This is a genomic window from Agromyces cavernae (assembly GCF_021044935.1).
Classification (GTDB): Bacteria; Actinomycetota; Actinomycetes; order Actinomycetales; family Microbacteriaceae; genus Agromyces; species Agromyces cavernae.
The window spans coordinates 505,002-519,346 of record NZ_JAJNMP010000003.1 but is presented as its reverse complement, the minus strand read 5'-3'; the positions used below and the strand labels follow the sequence as shown (position 1 = coordinate 519,346).

16 protein-coding genes are annotated in these 14,345 nt (G+C 70.2%); 12 read left to right on the top strand and 4 right to left on the bottom strand.

Going from position 1 to position 14,345, the window contains the following annotated elements:
* Positions 1 to 100 precede the first annotated feature (100 nt).
* The 5 genes from LQ757_RS13755 (at position 101) to LQ757_RS13735 (ending at position 3,783) form a co-directional block, all read left to right on the top strand.
* Positions 101 to 715, top strand: a complete 615-nt coding sequence (locus LQ757_RS13755) for a TetR/AcrR family transcriptional regulator (RefSeq protein WP_231047810.1) — start codon at positions 101 to 103, stop codon at positions 713 to 715.
* 101 nt (positions 716 to 816) lie between these two features.
* On the top strand, positions 817 to 1,461 hold the full coding sequence (locus LQ757_RS13750; protein ID WP_231047809.1) for a DUF937 domain-containing protein: 645 nt from the start codon (positions 817 to 819) through the stop codon (positions 1,459 to 1,461).
* Positions 1,462 to 1,623: 162 nt separating this feature from the next.
* Positions 1,624 to 2,070 (top strand): FAS1-like dehydratase domain-containing protein, encoded by a 447-nt coding sequence (locus tag LQ757_RS13745; protein WP_231047808.1) that lies wholly within the window; start codon positions 1,624 to 1,626, stop codon positions 2,068 to 2,070.
* Complete coding sequence (locus LQ757_RS13740; protein WP_231047807.1) at positions 2,070 to 2,516, top strand: MaoC family dehydratase; 447 nt, start codon at positions 2,070 to 2,072, stop codon at positions 2,514 to 2,516. Before LQ757_RS13745 ends, LQ757_RS13740 begins: the two co-directional genes overlap by 1 nt.
* A 1-nt stretch (position 2,517) precedes the next feature.
* Complete coding sequence (locus tag LQ757_RS13735; RefSeq protein WP_231047806.1) at positions 2,518 to 3,783, top strand: UDP-N-acetylmuramate dehydrogenase; 1,266 nt, start codon at positions 2,518 to 2,520, stop codon at positions 3,781 to 3,783.
* Between the two features lie 203 nt (positions 3,784 to 3,986).
* On the opposite strand, the gene LQ757_RS13730 is transcribed toward LQ757_RS13735, so the two are convergent.
* Positions 3,987 to 4,526 (bottom strand): tetraspanin family protein, encoded by a 540-nt coding sequence (locus LQ757_RS13730; RefSeq protein ID WP_231047805.1) that lies wholly within the window; start codon positions 4,524 to 4,526, stop codon positions 3,987 to 3,989.
* Between the two features lie 2 nt (positions 4,527 to 4,528).
* A complete protein-coding gene (locus LQ757_RS13725) occupies positions 4,529 to 6,211 on the bottom strand; it encodes a PspC domain-containing protein (RefSeq protein ID WP_231047804.1) in 1,683 nt (560 codons plus the stop codon).
* A gap of 114 nt (positions 6,212 to 6,325) precedes the next feature.
* Here LQ757_RS13725 and LQ757_RS13720 point away from each other — a divergent pair, with 114 nt between their 5' ends.
* The 7 genes from LQ757_RS13720 (at position 6,326) to LQ757_RS13690 (ending at position 11,939) form a co-directional block, all read left to right on the top strand.
* Positions 6,326 to 7,537 (top strand): ATP-binding protein, encoded by a 1,212-nt coding sequence (locus LQ757_RS13720; RefSeq protein ID WP_231047803.1) that lies wholly within the window; start codon positions 6,326 to 6,328, stop codon positions 7,535 to 7,537.
* Positions 7,530 to 8,225, top strand: coding sequence for a LuxR C-terminal-related transcriptional regulator (locus tag LQ757_RS13715; protein WP_372459658.1), 696 nt, complete (start codon positions 7,530 to 7,532; stop codon positions 8,223 to 8,225). Before LQ757_RS13720 ends, LQ757_RS13715 begins: the two co-directional genes overlap by 8 nt.
* A gap of 166 nt (positions 8,226 to 8,391) precedes the next feature.
* On the top strand, positions 8,392 to 8,880 hold the full coding sequence (locus LQ757_RS13710) for a toxin-antitoxin system HicB family antitoxin (RefSeq protein WP_231047802.1): 489 nt from the start codon (positions 8,392 to 8,394) through the stop codon (positions 8,878 to 8,880).
* Between the two features lie 112 nt (positions 8,881 to 8,992).
* Positions 8,993 to 9,844, top strand: coding sequence for a DUF4097 family beta strand repeat-containing protein (locus tag LQ757_RS13705; protein ID WP_231047801.1), 852 nt, complete (start codon positions 8,993 to 8,995; stop codon positions 9,842 to 9,844).
* A gap of 39 nt (positions 9,845 to 9,883) precedes the next feature.
* Positions 9,884 to 10,705 carry an ABC transporter ATP-binding protein gene (locus LQ757_RS13700; RefSeq protein WP_304504438.1) on the top strand — a complete coding sequence of 274 codons (822 nt, stop codon included), beginning with the start codon at positions 9,884 to 9,886 and terminating at the stop codon, positions 10,703 to 10,705.
* Positions 10,702 to 11,463 (top strand): ABC transporter permease, encoded by a 762-nt coding sequence (locus tag LQ757_RS13695; RefSeq protein ID WP_231047800.1) that lies wholly within the window; start codon positions 10,702 to 10,704, stop codon positions 11,461 to 11,463. Before LQ757_RS13700 ends, LQ757_RS13695 begins: the two co-directional genes overlap by 4 nt.
* A 38-nt stretch (positions 11,464 to 11,501) precedes the next feature.
* Positions 11,502 to 11,939, top strand: a complete 438-nt coding sequence (locus LQ757_RS13690; protein WP_231047799.1) for a VOC family protein — start codon at positions 11,502 to 11,504, stop codon at positions 11,937 to 11,939.
* Positions 11,940 to 11,986: 47 nt separating this feature from the next.
* On the opposite strand, the gene LQ757_RS13685 is transcribed toward LQ757_RS13690, so the two are convergent.
* Together LQ757_RS13685 and LQ757_RS13680 are read right to left on the bottom strand one after the other, a co-directional pair.
* Positions 11,987 to 13,651 carry an MDR family MFS transporter gene (locus tag LQ757_RS13685; RefSeq protein WP_231047798.1) on the bottom strand — a complete coding sequence of 555 codons (1,665 nt, stop codon included), beginning with the start codon at positions 13,649 to 13,651 and terminating at the stop codon, positions 11,987 to 11,989.
* Positions 13,648 to 14,292: a TetR/AcrR family transcriptional regulator gene (locus LQ757_RS13680; RefSeq protein ID WP_231047797.1), complete on the bottom strand. Its 645-nt coding sequence runs from the start codon at positions 14,290 to 14,292 to the stop codon at positions 13,648 to 13,650. The genes LQ757_RS13685 and LQ757_RS13680 overlap by 4 nt, the downstream gene beginning before the upstream one ends.
* Positions 14,293 to 14,345: the final 53 nt, after the last annotated feature.

The window sequence follows — 14,345 nt, the reverse complement described above, 5'->3', positions numbered from 1 at the left end:
AGGTAAACGAATGGTATTCGTTTATTATGAACGCGAGTGGCCGCAATGGGAAGAGGCAATTTTCGCAACCCATAGGCTGACGTGGACGAAGGAGGCGCTGATGCCCAGGCCGAGGACCCCGATCCTGTCGACCGAGCGCATCGCGGATGCCGCGATGGAACTCGTCGACGAGGGAGCGCCGTTCGGCGTCAACGCGATCGCGAGACGGCTCGGCGTCACCGCGTCATCGCTGTACAACCACGTCGCCGGGCGCGACGAGATAATCGAGCTCATGCGCGGCCGGCTGGGCGAGCGGTACATGTCCGCGACGATCACCGGCACGTGGGACGAGGTCGTCGAGGCGACGCTGCGCGCCGAGCGGCGGATGTATGCGGACCATGCCTTCCTCATTCCCCTCATCGTCGGCACGACCATCACCGACCCGACGGTCATCGCGAGTTACGACCGGCTCGCAACCACGCTCGCCGACGCAGGGTTCCCCGATGAGGACGTGCTCGAGGTCGTCGCCATCATCGACGCGTTCTCGATCGGCTTCGGCCTCGACCTCGCGTCGCCCGATGACGTCTGGCGGCCCGAGACCGCCACGAAGACGCTGGGTCGCCTGGTCGAGACGGGTGACCGCGGTCGGCCGCGCAGCGACCGAGCGTTCGAGTCGGGGGTCGAATTGCTGCTCGACGGCCTGCGCCTTCGGCTCGCGCGCTACGAGCTCGACTGACAGAACCCGTCGAGCGGATGTCCCTTCCGCCGGGCCGGTTCGCGACGATACGGTGAACCCGGGGCGCCGCGACGGCGGGGCGTGAGGATTGGGGAACCGCAATGGCTGGAATCGAAGACATCATCGCCGACCTGCCGATGGGCGACATCGCGGCGAAGCTCGGGGTCGACGAGGCGACGGCGACGAGCGCCGTCAACGAGGCGCTTCCGACGCTCCTCGCGGGAATGGGTGCGAACGCCACCGACCCGGCGGGTGCGGCATCGCTCGAGAAGGCCGTCGCGCAGCACGACCCGCGGCTCGTGCAGGGCGGCGTGAACCTCGGCGAGGTCGACGAGGCCGATGGCGAGAAGATCGTGAAGAACGTGTTCGGCGGCAACACCGACCAGGTCGTGACCGCGCTCGACACGAAGTCGGGCGGCGGCATCGGCGGCGTGGTCGTGAAGCTCCTGCCGATCCTCGCGCCGATCGTGATGAGCTTCCTCGCGGGCCAGTTCCAGAAGAAGCAGCAGGCACCCGAAGCCCAGGCCGACGCGAGCGGTGACGGCGGCGGCATCGGCGACATCCTCGGCGGGCTGCTCGGCGGTGGCGGCGGTGGTGGCGCCTCGAGCGGTGGCGCCGGCGGCGGCCTCGGCGACCTGCTCGGTGGACTCATCGGCGGTGGCGATGGCGGCGGCGGCGCTTCGGGCGGATCGGGCGGCGGTCTCGGCGACATCCTCGGCGGGCTGCTCGGCGGCGGCAAGCGCTGACGTCCCGATGGTCCGGGTCGCGGGTTGAGGAGGCGCGTCAGCGCCGTCTCGAGATCAAGAGCGAAGCGAGCGTATCGAGACCTCGCGTGTGGTCTCGATACGCGTGCTCCTTCGTCGCTCGCTACTCGACCGACGGCATATCCCCCCGCTTAGACTGTCGGGGTGCCACTGAACCCCGAGCTGCAGGGGCGGGTCTTCCCGCCCACCGAGCCCTACCTCGTCGGTCGCGAGAAGGTGCGCGAGTTCGCTCGCGCCGTGTTCGCGAGGAACCCGATCAACCTCGACCCCGAGGCCGCGCGCGCCGCGGGGTACGACGACGTCGTCGCGCCGCCGACCTTCGCGGTCGTCGTGCAGGAGCACACGCTCGCCCAGCTGCTCGCCGACCCCGACGCCGGCATCGACTTCTCGCGCGTGGTGCACGGCGACCAGCGGTTCACATCGACGCGGCCGATCGTCGCGGGCGACCTGCTCACGGCCACCCTCACCGTGTCGAGCGTGAAGAGCCTCGGGGCGCACTCGATGGTCACGGCCGAGTCATCCATCGTCGACGAGACGGGCGCCCACGTCGTCACCGCGATCTCGACGCTCGTGATCCGAGGAGAAGACTGATGGCCGCCGCGACCGCCACCCCCACCGCTCCCGCCTTCGCCGCGCTCGCCGTGGGCGACGTCGTCGCCGAGCGCGAGTTCCCGCTCACGCGCGACTCGCTCGTGCGCTATGCCGGAGCCTCGGGCGACTTCAATCCCATCCACTACCGCGACGACGTCGCCGCATCGGTGGGCCTGCCCGGCGTGCTCGCGCACGGCATGCTCACCATGGGCCTCGCGGTGCAGCCGGTCGTCGACTGGGCGGGCGACCCCGGCCGCATCGCCGACTACCAGGTGCGGTTCACCCGTCCGGTCGTCGTCGACCCCGAGCAGGGCGCGCTCGTGACGGTCGTCGCGAAGATCGGCCAACTCGACGAGTCCGCGACGGTCGCGCGCATCGACCTCACCGTGAAGCTCGGCGACGATACCGTGCTCGGCAAGGCGCAAGTGCGCGTCGCGCTCGGCTGACATGGGCAGCGACATCCGTTTCGCCGACCTCACGACGCTGCGCGTCGGCGGCCCGATCGGTCGCCTCGTCACGGCGACGACGCAGCGCGACCTCGTCGACCTCGCGCGCGAGGCCTGGTCGACGGATGTCCCGTGGCTCGCCCTCGGCGGCGGCTCCAACTTGCTCGTGGGCGACGACGGCTTCGACGGCACCGTCATCCGCATCGCGACGAAGGGCATCGAGGTGCTGACTCCCCGTCGGTCGAGTAGCGAAGCGTATCGAGACCCGTCGCAGGGTGATCTCGATACGCCTCCTTCGTCGGCTACTCGATCGACGACCACCGACACCGTTCGCCTGCGGGTGCAGGCCGGCGAGACCTGGGACGACCTCGTCGCGTGGACCGTCGAGCACGGGTACTCGGGCATCGAGGCGCTCTCGGGCATTCCGGGCGCAGTCGGTGCGGCGCCCGTGCAGAACATCGGCGCCTACGGTCAAGAGCTCGAGGCGACGCTCGTGGCGATCGAGTTCCTCGACGAGGGCGCCGACGTTCCCCGCCGCATGACCGCCGACGAGCTCGAGCTCGGCTACCGCACCTCGGTGCTGAAGCAGGGGCTGCGCGGCATCGTCATCTCGGTCGAGCTCGACCTGCACGACACGGCGTCCGAGCGTGCCGTGCTCGGCGGGGCGCTCGGCCAGCCGATCGCCTACGGACAGCTCGCCGACGCGCTGAGCGTGCAGCAGGGCGACCGGGTGCCGATCGCGCGCGTGCGCGAGAGCGTGCTCGAGTTGCGCGCCTCGAAGGGCATGGTGCTCGACCCCGCCGATCCCGACTCGGTGAGCGCGGGCTCGTTCTTCACGAACCCCATCGTCGGCGAGCACACCGCCCGCACCCTGCCGGCCGCGGCACCGCGCTGGTACGTCGAGCCCGAGGCACCCGACGAGGTCACGCCGCTCTCGACGATCGCCTCGACCACCCCGCTCGACGCGTTCCTCGAGCTGCAGGCGTCGCTCGAGACATCCGTCATCGAATCGGATGTCGCAGACTCCGAGCCGCTCGTGAAGCTCTCGGCCGCGTGGCTCATCGAGCACTCGGGAATCCGTCGTGGGTTCGCGCTGCCCGGTTCGCGGGCCGCGATCTCGTCGAAGCACACGCTCGCCCTGACCAACCGGGGCGACGCGACCGCCGACGAGGTGGTGCAGCTCGCGCGGCTCGTGCAGCAGCGCGTGCAGGCAGAGTTCGGCATCGTGCTGCGGCCCGAGCCCGTGCTCGTGGGCGTCGAGCTCTAGGTCCTCGTCCACGCCGAACGTTTCCGTTTCGACCCGGTGTTGCCCGTGGGGCGGAAAAGGCGGGCGGAAACGGAAACATTCGGGATGCGGGGCGGGCGAGGCGCGACGGCCGCCGGGCGCGCGCGGTGAGGTACGGGCGCGGGCGGTCAGGTACGGGCGCGGGTCAGGTACGGGCGCGGGCGGTCAGGTGCGGGCGCGGGCGTTCAGGCGCGGGCGCGCTCGCCGCGGCGGATGAGGCCGACGATGCCGAACAGGGCGAGGATCACGCCGAGGGCGACGAGGCCGTAGAGCGCGGCCGCGAGGGGGTTCAGCGTCGTGAGCCACTCGCCGACGGCGAGCCGGCGCGCGGGGTCGATGAGCACCCACAGGGTGAACCCGGCGGTGGCGCCGAACAGCAGGCTCCAGACGAGGGCGCCCCAGCGGATGGTGGGACGCTCGACGGCATCAGCCGAACCCGAACCCGAACCCGAACCCGAACCCGAACCCGAAGCCGGCGTCGCGGCCGGAGCCGGGGGAGGGGTGATCGTCGCGGCATCGGCAGGCGCCTGCCCGGTGGTGACCCACTCGGGCAGCACGGTCGTGGTGCGGTCGGCGTCGGCGACGCTCGAGTCGAGGGCGGTCGTGTCGGAGGCCATCGTGTCCGAGGCAGTCGTGTCGAAGGCTGTTGTCTCGTCTGCGGCGTGAGCGCCGCTTGCGCTCGCGTCGCGGCCGCTCGCGTCGCCCGGGTGCGTGGTGTCGGTCACGGTCATTCTCCCTCGTGGATCTCGATGTGCACGTCACCGGTGCCCTGACTCAGCACGAGGTGCACGTCGGCGTCGCTCTCGGCCCGGTCGATGACGAGCGGGTCGCCGCCGAGCGTGAGCACCTCGTCGTCGGGGTCGATCGGAACCTGCGAGACCATGCCGTCGGGGCCGACCGTGTACACGCGCACGTCCCCGGCGTCGGCGGCGTAGAGGACGACGCTCGCGTTCTCGTCGATCGTGAGCCAGGTGTCGCCCGTGCCCTGGGTCAGTTCGATGACGGGTGTGTCGACGCCCCCGGTGGGGAGGGCGAACATGTACGCGTCGCCGAACGGCTGCACGAGCCGCTGCGAGTGGTCGAGCGAGATGCCGTACCCCGGCGGCACGAGGGCGCCCTGCGGCATGATCGAGGCGCCCGCGGTGGCGGTCACCATCGCGACCGTGGAGACGATCGCGGTGAAGGCGAGGAATCCGGCGCGGCGACGGCGCAGGGCTGCGAGCAGCATGCCGACCGCGATGGCGAGCGTCGCGACGGCGAGGGCGATCGGGATCGCGAAGCCCGCGGTCTCAGGCACCCCGAGCGCCCGCAGCGCGGCGATCGCCCCGCCGATGAGTGCGACGCCGAGCACGGTGACGACGTAGGCGGCGCTCGTGCGGGGCCGGCTCGCCCGGCGTGCGGCGCGCGCGGCCTCGGCCTGTGCCGCCAACTCCTGCGCCCGAGCCTTGTTCTCTTCGGCCGCGCGAGCGCGCGCCTCGCGGTCGGCCTCGGCCTGGCCGGCCTTCCACTCGGCATGCGAGACGCGCCAGGCCTCGTGCTGTGCGCGCCATTCGGCGATGGCGTCGGCGTCGGCTCCCTGCGCGGGCACCGGCGGCTCGGTGGCCGGGACGGGCCCGGCGGATGCCGCGGCCGGCGCCGTCGCCGTCGCAGGGCCCGCGCCCCCGGCGGCGAAGGCGAGGGTGGTGGCCGAGGACGCGGTCGAGGCATCCGTTGCACCGTACGGGGGAGTGCCCGCGGCGGCGGGCGATCCCGCGGCGCCCGGTCCGCCCGCAGTGCCTGGCGAGCCCGCCGCTGCGCGCCGCGCCAGCCACACGACGAGCGCGATGATCGCGCCGACGACGATGAGTGCCCACAGGATGCGCAGCGGCCACGTCAGGTCGAAGCCGAAGAGCGGGTCGGAGATCGACCAGTCGGGCCACCAGCGCCAGCCGAGCCATCCGCCCTGCACGAGCGGGATGAGCCCGATGACGCCCATGACGGCGATGCCGACGATCGCGGGGTCGACGATGCCGCGGGTGAGGCGCTCGAGCTGGATCTGGCCGTCGGTGTCGGGCAGCAGCAGCCACGCGATCGCGTAGAGCAGCACGAACGGGGCGCCGAGCACTGCGATCACGACGACGATGCCGCGCACGATGATCGGATCGATGCCGAGGCGGGCGCCCACCCCGGCGCACACCCCGCCGAGCCAGCCGGCCCGGCGCGGCACACCGAGGCGGCGGAGCCAGGCGTAGAACCCGGGGCCCGAGGCATCCGCCGTCGCGCCACCCGCCGTCGAGCCGCCGGCCGAACCGGCGGAGCTCGCAGAAGACGAACCGACCGCCCCTTCGGCCTGCGGGCCGGCGGACGCGGAGTCCCCCTGCGCATCTTCCGGCACTGGGCCTGCCCCGGGGGCGGTCTGGTTCGTCTCCATGTCTCGATGGTGGCAGCGGCGGCCGGGCGGCCGCCATGGGGTGAATCCCTGATTCGACCCTGAGCGTCGTCCGCGACCCGAGGCGGGCGTGGCCGGGTCTGCTTGGATTGCAGCATGGAGACGAGCGGTGTCATCGAACGCCGGATGACCCGACCGCGGGAGTGCGTCGCCACCGGCGTGTCGGCGGGTCTCGCCGCGCATCTCGGGTGGCCCGTGTGGATCGTGCGCACCGCGTTCATCATCGCGAGCCTCGCCGCCGGCGCGGGGCTGCTGCTCTACCTCTGGCTGTGGGCGCTGACGCCGTGGTCGCCGGGTGACGAGCGGCCCAGTCGCAGCGCACCGGTCGCGTGGATGCTGATCGCACTGTCGGCGTTCTGCCTCGTGCCGGTGTGGTTGGCGCAGTTCACGGTCTCTTCGGATGTCGTCGCCGAGCTGGTCGGCACCTGGTTCGGCCCAACGCTGGCCGGCATCGGTGCGGCCGTAGCCGCGGGTGCCTGGGCGACGTTCATCGACCGGGGCGAGTCCATCCGGGGGCCGCGTCACGAGCTCACGGTCCGGGTCGTCGCGACGGTGCTGCTCGCCGTCACGGTGCTCGTCTTCGTGGCCGTGCTCGGTCAATCGGGGAGCAGGACCTCGACGTTCGGCGCCGCCTTCACCGCACTCGCCGCGCTCGTGGGCATCGCCCTCGTCTTCGCGCCGACGCTCATCGCGCAGTGGCGCGACCTCACGGCCGAGCGCACCCGGCGCATCCGTGAAGAGGAGCGCAGCGAGATCGCCGCGCACCTGCACGACTCGGTGCTGCAGACCCTCGCGCTCATCCAGAACCGCGCGGGCGCCACGAGCGAGGTCGCCCGCATCGCCCGCGCACAGGAACGCGAGTTGCGGGACTGGCTCTTCGCGGGCGACGCCCCGCTCGACAGCGACCTCGCGACCGACCTGCGCGACTACGGCGGTGCGCTCGAGATCGACTACCCCGTCACGTTCGACGTGGTCGTGGTCGGGGAGTCGCGCGAGCGGGCGAGCGGCGAGCTCGCGGCGGCGGCCCGCGAGGCGATGCTGAACGCGGCGAGGCACGCCGGGGGAGAGGTGTCGGTGTACGTGGAGTCGAGCCCCGCGGCGGCCGAGGTGTTCGTCCGCGACCGCGGCCCGGGGTTCGCGCTGGCCGACGTGCCGGGCGACCGGCTCGGCGTACGCCAGTCGATCATCGGTCGCATGCGCCGTGCCGGCGGGTCGGGCGAGGTGCGGCCCGGCGCGGGCGGTGTCGGTACCGAGGTGCGGCTGCGCTACCCCGTCGAGCGCTCGGGATCGGAGAACGGTCGTGGTTGAGGCATCCGATCGCTCGATCGACGATCGCGCGGTGCGCGTCGTCGTGGTCGACGATCACTCGATCTTCCGGTCTGGCTTGAAGGCCGACCTCGCGGATTCGATCGAGGTCGTCGGCGAGGCGCACGACGTCGAGTCTGCGGTGCAGGTCGTGACGGATGTCGCGCCCGACGTGGTGCTGCTCGACGTGCACCTGCCGGGGATCGCCCTTCCTGCCGGCACGACCGGCGGGGCCGAGGTGATCCGCCGGGCGGCGCCGCTGGTGCCGGGCACCCGGTTCCTCGCACTGAGCGTGTCCGACAAGGCCGAAGACGTCGTCGGCGTCATCCGCGCCGGGGCTCGCGGGTACATCACGAAGGGCTCCTCGGGGGCCGACGTCAGTCGAGCCGTGCATGCCGTCGCCGGCGGTGACGCCGTGTTCTCGCCGAAGCTCGCCGGGTTCGTGCTCGACGCGTTCGGCGCGGCGGTCGGCGAGACGGCGTCGGCGAGCGACGAGCTCGATCGGCTCTCGGCGCGCGAGCAGGAGGTCATGCGGCTCATCGCCCGCGGGTACGCCTACAAGGAGGTTGCGGCCGAGCTCTTCATCTCGACGAAGACGGTCGAGACGCACGTGTCGGCGGTGCTGCGCAAGCTGCAGCTGTCGAGCCGGCATGAGCTCACGGCGTGGGCGAACGCGCGGCGGTTGCTCTGATCCCGTCGGTCGAGTAGCTCCACTCGGAGCGTGACGCGTATCGAGACCTGCTTGCGTGGTCTCGAGATGGCGCTGCGCGCTTACTCGACCACGCTGACACCACGGCGGCACCGATCCGACACCAGAACGGGTTGACATGACACCATAGTGGTGTCACTATAGTGACATGGAACTCGGGCGATACGTCAGCGACCTGCAGCGCCAGTTGGCGGATGCCGCCGAGCACGGCACCGACGAGGCCCGGGCCGCCGCCGAGCGACTCGCCGGCGCGCTCGATGCCGCGACGCGGCTCGTGCTGCTCGACGTCCTGTCGGCTGCGGTCGGCGAGATCACCCGCGACCTCGCACCCGGCTCGGTCGACCTGCGGTTGCGCGGGCGTGAGATCGTGTTCGTCGTCACCGCGCCGAACACGGAGTCCGACGCCGACGAGCGACCCGCTGCACCCGTCGACCTCGACGACGCGAGCACCTCGCGTACGACGCTTCGCCTGCCCGACGCCCTCAAGGCACGGGTCGATGAGGCGGCGGCGGCCGACGGCCTGTCCGTCAACACCTGGCTGGTGCGCGCGATCGCGGCCGCCCTCCAACCCAGGCAACGACGATCCGCGCAGCGCGCGCTGCGCACCGGCGACAACTTCACGGGCTGGGCGCGCTAGCCGCAGTCCACAACTCGAGCGCTCAGCCGAGCAACACGCACCAGCCACGCCGACGGGCAGGGCCGGACGGCAGTACCTGTCCAGAGGCATACCCAGAAAGGGAGGCGCGAGCATGCCCACCTTCAGCACCCCAACCCCGATCGACCTCGCCATCAACCTGCAGGTCGGCGACATCGAGATCTTCGCAAGCGACCGCGCCGACACGGTCGTGACCGTGTCGCCGTCCAGCCCCGCTCAAGCGGTCGACCGCCGCGGCGTCGACGACACCAGGGTCGACTTCGACGGCCGGCGGCTCACCGTCATCGGACCGCGGCCGCGCCTCAGCTGGATCGGCCCGGGCCCATTCGACTCGGTCGACGTGACGGTCGAGCTGCCGACGGGGTCGCGGCTCACCGCCGAGATCGCGCAGGGCGGGGTGCGCACCGTCGGACGCCTCGGCGCGACCCGCATCAAGGCGATGACCGGTCCCGTGGATGTCGACGCCACCGGCGACCTGTGGATGCGCGCCGGGCACGGCAATGCGACCGTGGGTACCGCCGACGGGGGGATCGAGATCACCGCCGACCACGGTCAGATCCGGGTCGGCGCCGTCGCCGGTGACGCGATCCTCAAGGCGTCGCACGGCACCATCATGATCGGGGAGTCCGGTGGCGACCTCGAGGCGAAGCTCTCGTACGGCGACCTCGAGATCAGGAACGCGCTCGCTTCCGTCACCGCGAAGACCGCGTACGGCGCGATCGAGCTCGAAGAGGTCTCGAGCGGTTCCATCGAGGTCGAGAGCGGCTACGGGCAGGTCACCATCGGTGTGCGCCCCGGCGTCCCCGCCTGGCTCGACCTGTTCTCGAAGGACGGGCATGTGCGCAACCAGCTCGACGGCGACCGTGCTCCCGATGCGTCCGAACAGACTGTCGCGGTACGTGCGCGCACGCAGCACGGGGACATCACCATCCAGCGCGCCCGATGACGGTGCCAACCGACAGCCGGGCAAGCCGAGGAGAAGGGAATGACACGCATGAACACCATCGAGGCGACGCCCGAGCTGCGTCGCGAACCCGCGATCCGTGTGCAGGGTCTCGAGAAGTCGTACAAGGAGTTGCACGTCCTGCGCGGCGTCGACTTCGACGTGGCGGCGGGCAGCATCTTCGCCCTGCTCGGCTCGAACGGGGCGGGCAAGACCACGATCGTCAGGATCCTGTCCACGCTGCTGCGACCGGACGCGGGCATTGCCGCCGTTCAGGGCGTCGAGGTCACGAGCGACGCGCGCCGGGTTCGGGAGTCCATCAGCCTGACCGGGCAGTTCGCGGCGGTCGACGAGATCCTCTCCGGGCGGGAGAACCTGGTGCTGGTCGCCAAGCTGCGGCATCTGAAGAACCCGGGCGACGTGGCCGACGATCTGCTCGCGCAGTTCGACCTCACCGATGCCGGTTCGCGGAAGGTGTCGACGTACTCCGGAGGCATGCGCCGTCGCCTCGACATCGCCATGAGCCTGATCGGTGAGCCCGAGGTCATCTTCCTCGATGAGCCGACCACGGGGCTCGACCCCGAAGCGCGCCTCGAAGTGTGGAAGGTCGTTCAGGAGCTCGCCGAGCAGGGCACCACCGTGCTGCTCACCACGCAGTACCTCGACGAGGCCGAGCAGCTCGCCGACCGGATCGCCATCCTTCATCAGGGGCGCATCATCGCGAACGGCACGCTCGCCGAGCTGAAGCGACTCCTCCCGCCGGCGAAGACCGAGTACGTCGAGAAGCAGCCGACCCTCGAGGAGGTCTTCCTCGTCCTCGTCGGCAACAACGGCACGAACGAGTCGAGAAAGGAACAGTCATGAGCACGCACTTCTTCGCAGACACGGCCGTCTTGACCGGCCGCTCCATGCGTCACATCACCCGCAGCGCGGACACGATCATCACGACCGCGATCACGCCGATCGCCCTCCTGCTGCTGTTCGTCTTCGTGTTCGGCGGCGCCATCGAAACCGGCACCGACAACTACGTCAACTACCTGCTGCCGGGAATCATGTTGATCGCGATCGCGTCGGGCATCGCGTACACCGCCTTTCGATTGTTCACCGACCTGCAGAGCGGCATCTTCGAGCGATTTCATTCCATGCCGATCGCGCGATCGTCCGTGCTGTGGGCACATGTGCTGACTTCGATGGTCGCCAACGGGCTCACGCTCGTGATCATCGTGGGGGTCGCCCTCCTCATGGGATTCCGCACCTCGGCAAACCTGCTGGCGTGGCTCGCCGCCGCCGGAATCCTGGCGTTGTTCACCCTCGCGCTCACGTGGCTCGCTGTCATCGCCGGCCTCACGGCGAAAACGGTCGACGGTGCCGGCGGATTCTCCTACGTGCTGATCTTCCTGCCGTTCATCAGTTCGGCCTTCGTCCCGACAGCCACGATGCCGGGTCCGGTCCGCGTCTTCGCCGAGAACCAGCCGGTGACCTCGATCGTCAACTCGATCCAGGACCTGTTCGCCGGGCAGCCGGTCGGCAGAGACATCTGGATCGCGCTGGCCTGGTGCGTCGGAATCCTGCTCGTCGCCTACGGCTTCGCCATGGCCGCGTACCGGCGCAGGATCGCCTGACGAATCAGGATCAACGACGGCTCGTTAGCATGTGACGCATGGCCATCAGACTTGAGAATGTCGGCATCGCCGTTCGCGATCTCGAGGCAGCGATCTCCTTCTTCACCGACCTCGGGCTCACGGTCGTCGGCCGCGACACGGTCAGTGGTGAGTGGACCGACACTGCCGTCGGCCTCGATGGCAACCACGCCGACATCGCGATGCTCCAGACTCCCGACGGTCAGGGTCGCCTCGAGCTCTTCGAGTACATCCACCCCGAAGCGATCGAGTCGGAGCCCACTCGCCCCAACGAGATCGGCATGCACCGCGTCGCCTTCTCGGTCGACGACCTCGACAAGGCCCTCGAGATCGCAGCGAGGCATGACTGCCGTCCGCTTCGCGGCGTGGCGACCTATCAGGATGTCTACAAGCTCACGTATCTCCGTGGTCCCAGTGGCATCCTCGTGATGCTCGCTGAGGAGCTGCGGAAGAGCTGACCGTCGGTCGGCCGGCCCAACGGGGGTGCGATGCTGCGACAGTTCACCTAGTGCGCGGGGGTCGAGCCGGTCGAGGCGCCGACCTCGTCGAGCTCCGCGCGCTGCGCCTGCTCCGCACGCTGCGCCCGCTCGGCTGCGATCGCCTCGTCCCCCTCGAGTGCCTCGCCTCGGGCGACCATCCCCGACTGCTCCGACAGCGGGATCTGCTTGAGGAAGAGAGCGAGCACGAACGCCGCGAGGACGAACGGGATGAGGTACCAGAACACGGGCGCGAGCGAGTCGGCGTAGGCCGTGACGATGCCGTCGCGGATCGGGTCGGGGAGCGCGGCGAGCGTCTGCGGGTCGAGTGTCGCCGTCGCGTCGCCGGCGTCGGCGGCCGAGGCGCCGGCGTCGGTGAACACCTTCGTGAGGTTCTCCGAGAGGCGCGTGGTGAACAGCGCGCCGAAGATCGCGACGCCGAGGGAGGCGCCGACCTCGCGGAAGTAGTTGTTCGTGCTCGTCGCGGTGCCGATCTCGGTCGCAGGGACAGCGTTCTGCACGACCAGCACCACGACCTGCATGATGAGCCCGAGCCCCGCACCGAAGACGAACAGGTAGACGCAGATCAGCCAGATCGGCGTCGACGCGGCGAGCGTCGTCATGGCGAGCATCGCCAGCGCCGTCACGAGGGTGCCGACGATCGGATACATGCGGTACCGGCCGCGCTTCGAGATCGCGATGCCCGACCAGATCGAGGTGCCCATCATTCCCGCCATCATCGGCAGCATCAGGAGGCCCGAGACGGCCGCCGAGGTGCCCGACGACATCTGCAGGAAGGTCGGCACGAACGCGATCGCCGAGAACATGCCGAGCCCGAGGGTGAAGCCGATCGCGGTCGCGTTGATGAAGATCGGGTTCCTGAAGAGCGACAGCGGGATGATCGGGTCGTCGGCCTTCGCCTCGACCCAGACGAACAGGCAGGCCGCGGCAAGCAGTCCGAGGCCCCAGGCCCAGGTCTCGAGGGCGCCCCAGCCGTGTTCGGCACTGCCGCCGAAGTCGGTGAAGAAGATGAGGCACACCGTCGCGGCCGACAGCAGCATCACGCCGAGCACGTCGATGCGCTTCTCGGCCTTCTTGCTCGGCAGCCTGAGGGTGAACCAGGCGATCGCGAATGCCGCGATGCCGACGGGGATGTTGATGTAGAACGCCCACTGCCAGGTGAGGTGGTCGACGAAGTAGCCGCCGAGCAGCGGGCCGGCGACGGCCGCGAGGCCGAAGATGCCGCCGAGCGGGCCCATGTACTTACCGCGCTCGGAGGCGGGCACGATGTCGGCGATGATCGCCTGCGAGAGGATCATGAGCCCGCCGCCGCCGAGGCCCTGCATGGCGCGGAACGCGACGAAGCTCCAGAAGTCGCCCGCGAAGGCGCAACCGATCGAGGCGAGCGTGAACAGCGCGATCGCGATGAGGAAGAGGTTGCGGCGCCCGAGCACGTCGCCGAACTTGCCGTAGATCGGCATGACGATGGTCGTGGCGAGGAGGTAGGCGGTGGTGATCCACGCCTGGTGTTCGACGCCGCCGAGCTGGCCGACGATCGTCGGCATCGCGGTCGAGACGATCGTCTGGTCGAGGCTCGAGAGCAGCATGCCGGCGATGAGCGCGGCGAAGATGATCCAGATGCGCCGCTTGGTGAGCAGCAGCGGTGCCGGCGCGGCGGGTGGTGCGGAGGTCATTCGGTTCCTTGGGCGATCGGTGTGAAGAGTGCGCGGGCGGCGTCGAGCGATTCGACGAGCAGCGCCGAGAACTCGGTGGTGTTGCCGGGCGAGAAGTAGACCGCGGCGGAACGGCGCACGAGCGTGCCGATGAGCTGCACGGCCATGGCGGCGCGGGGATCGTCGATGGCGATCTGCTCGCGGGTCGCGACGACACCGGTGAGCATGCGCTCGAGCTCGGCGCCCTCGCGCACGAACCTGGGGAGGAGGTGCGGCTCGCGTTCGACGAGCATCTCGGGATTCGGCTCGTCCTCGAGCGACGCGTGATCGAACGGGATGCTCGCGATGGCGAGTGCCACGAGGTCGTCCATGAGCGTCGGCGAGATGCCGAGGCATCCGCTCGGCCTCGCGTTCACGAAATCGGTGAGCGCGTGCTCGTCGAGCGTGTCGTCGCGGTGTCCGATGACGGCGTCGTCCTTCGAGGGGAAGTAGTTGAAGAAGGTGCGGCGCGAGACGCCGACGCGCTCGCAGAGCTCTTCGACGGTGAAGCCGTTGAGCCCGTGCTCCATGGTGAGCAGGCGCGCCTGGCGGGTGAGCTCCCGACGCGTCCGTTCTCGGCGCTGCTCGCGCACTCCCGGCGATTTCGTTGCACTCTCGACCATAAAGTGCAAGTTTGCACTATTGAGTCAAAAGTGCAAAATCGTCTGGGTCTCCG

Bases quoted from the DNA above. Each gene is read 5' to 3' on its own strand.
- LQ757_RS13755 (WP_231047810.1), top strand. From the start codon at position 101: ATGCCCAGGCCGAGGACCCCGATCCTGTCGACCGAGCGCATCGCGGAT.
- LQ757_RS13750 (WP_231047809.1), top strand. From the start codon at position 817: ATGGCTGGAATCGAAGACATCATCGCCGACCTGCCGATGGGCGACATC.
- LQ757_RS13740 (WP_231047807.1), top strand. From the start codon at position 2,070: ATGGCCGCCGCGACCGCCACCCCCACCGCTCCCGCCTTCGCCGCGCTC.
- LQ757_RS13735 (WP_231047806.1), top strand. From the start codon at position 2,518: ATGGGCAGCGACATCCGTTTCGCCGACCTCACGACGCTGCGCGTCGGC.
- LQ757_RS13725 (WP_231047804.1), bottom strand. From the start codon at position 6,211: ATGGAGACGAACCAGACCGCCCCCGGGGCAGGCCCAGTGCCGGAAGAT.
- LQ757_RS13720 (WP_231047803.1), top strand. From the start codon at position 6,326: ATGGAGACGAGCGGTGTCATCGAACGCCGGATGACCCGACCGCGGGAG.
- LQ757_RS13710 (WP_231047802.1), top strand. From the start codon at position 8,392: ATGGAACTCGGGCGATACGTCAGCGACCTGCAGCGCCAGTTGGCGGAT.
- LQ757_RS13705 (WP_231047801.1), top strand. From the start codon at position 8,993: ATGCCCACCTTCAGCACCCCAACCCCGATCGACCTCGCCATCAACCTG.
- LQ757_RS13700 (WP_304504438.1), top strand. From the start codon at position 9,884: ATGACACGCATGAACACCATCGAGGCGACGCCCGAGCTGCGTCGCGAA.
- LQ757_RS13695 (WP_231047800.1), top strand. From the start codon at position 10,702: ATGAGCACGCACTTCTTCGCAGACACGGCCGTCTTGACCGGCCGCTCC.
- LQ757_RS13690 (WP_231047799.1), top strand. From the start codon at position 11,502: ATGGCCATCAGACTTGAGAATGTCGGCATCGCCGTTCGCGATCTCGAG.
- LQ757_RS13685 (WP_231047798.1), bottom strand. From the start codon at position 13,651: ATGACCTCCGCACCACCCGCCGCGCCGGCACCGCTGCTGCTCACCAAG.
- LQ757_RS13680 (WP_231047797.1), bottom strand. From the start codon at position 14,292: ATGGTCGAGAGTGCAACGAAATCGCCGGGAGTGCGCGAGCAGCGCCGA.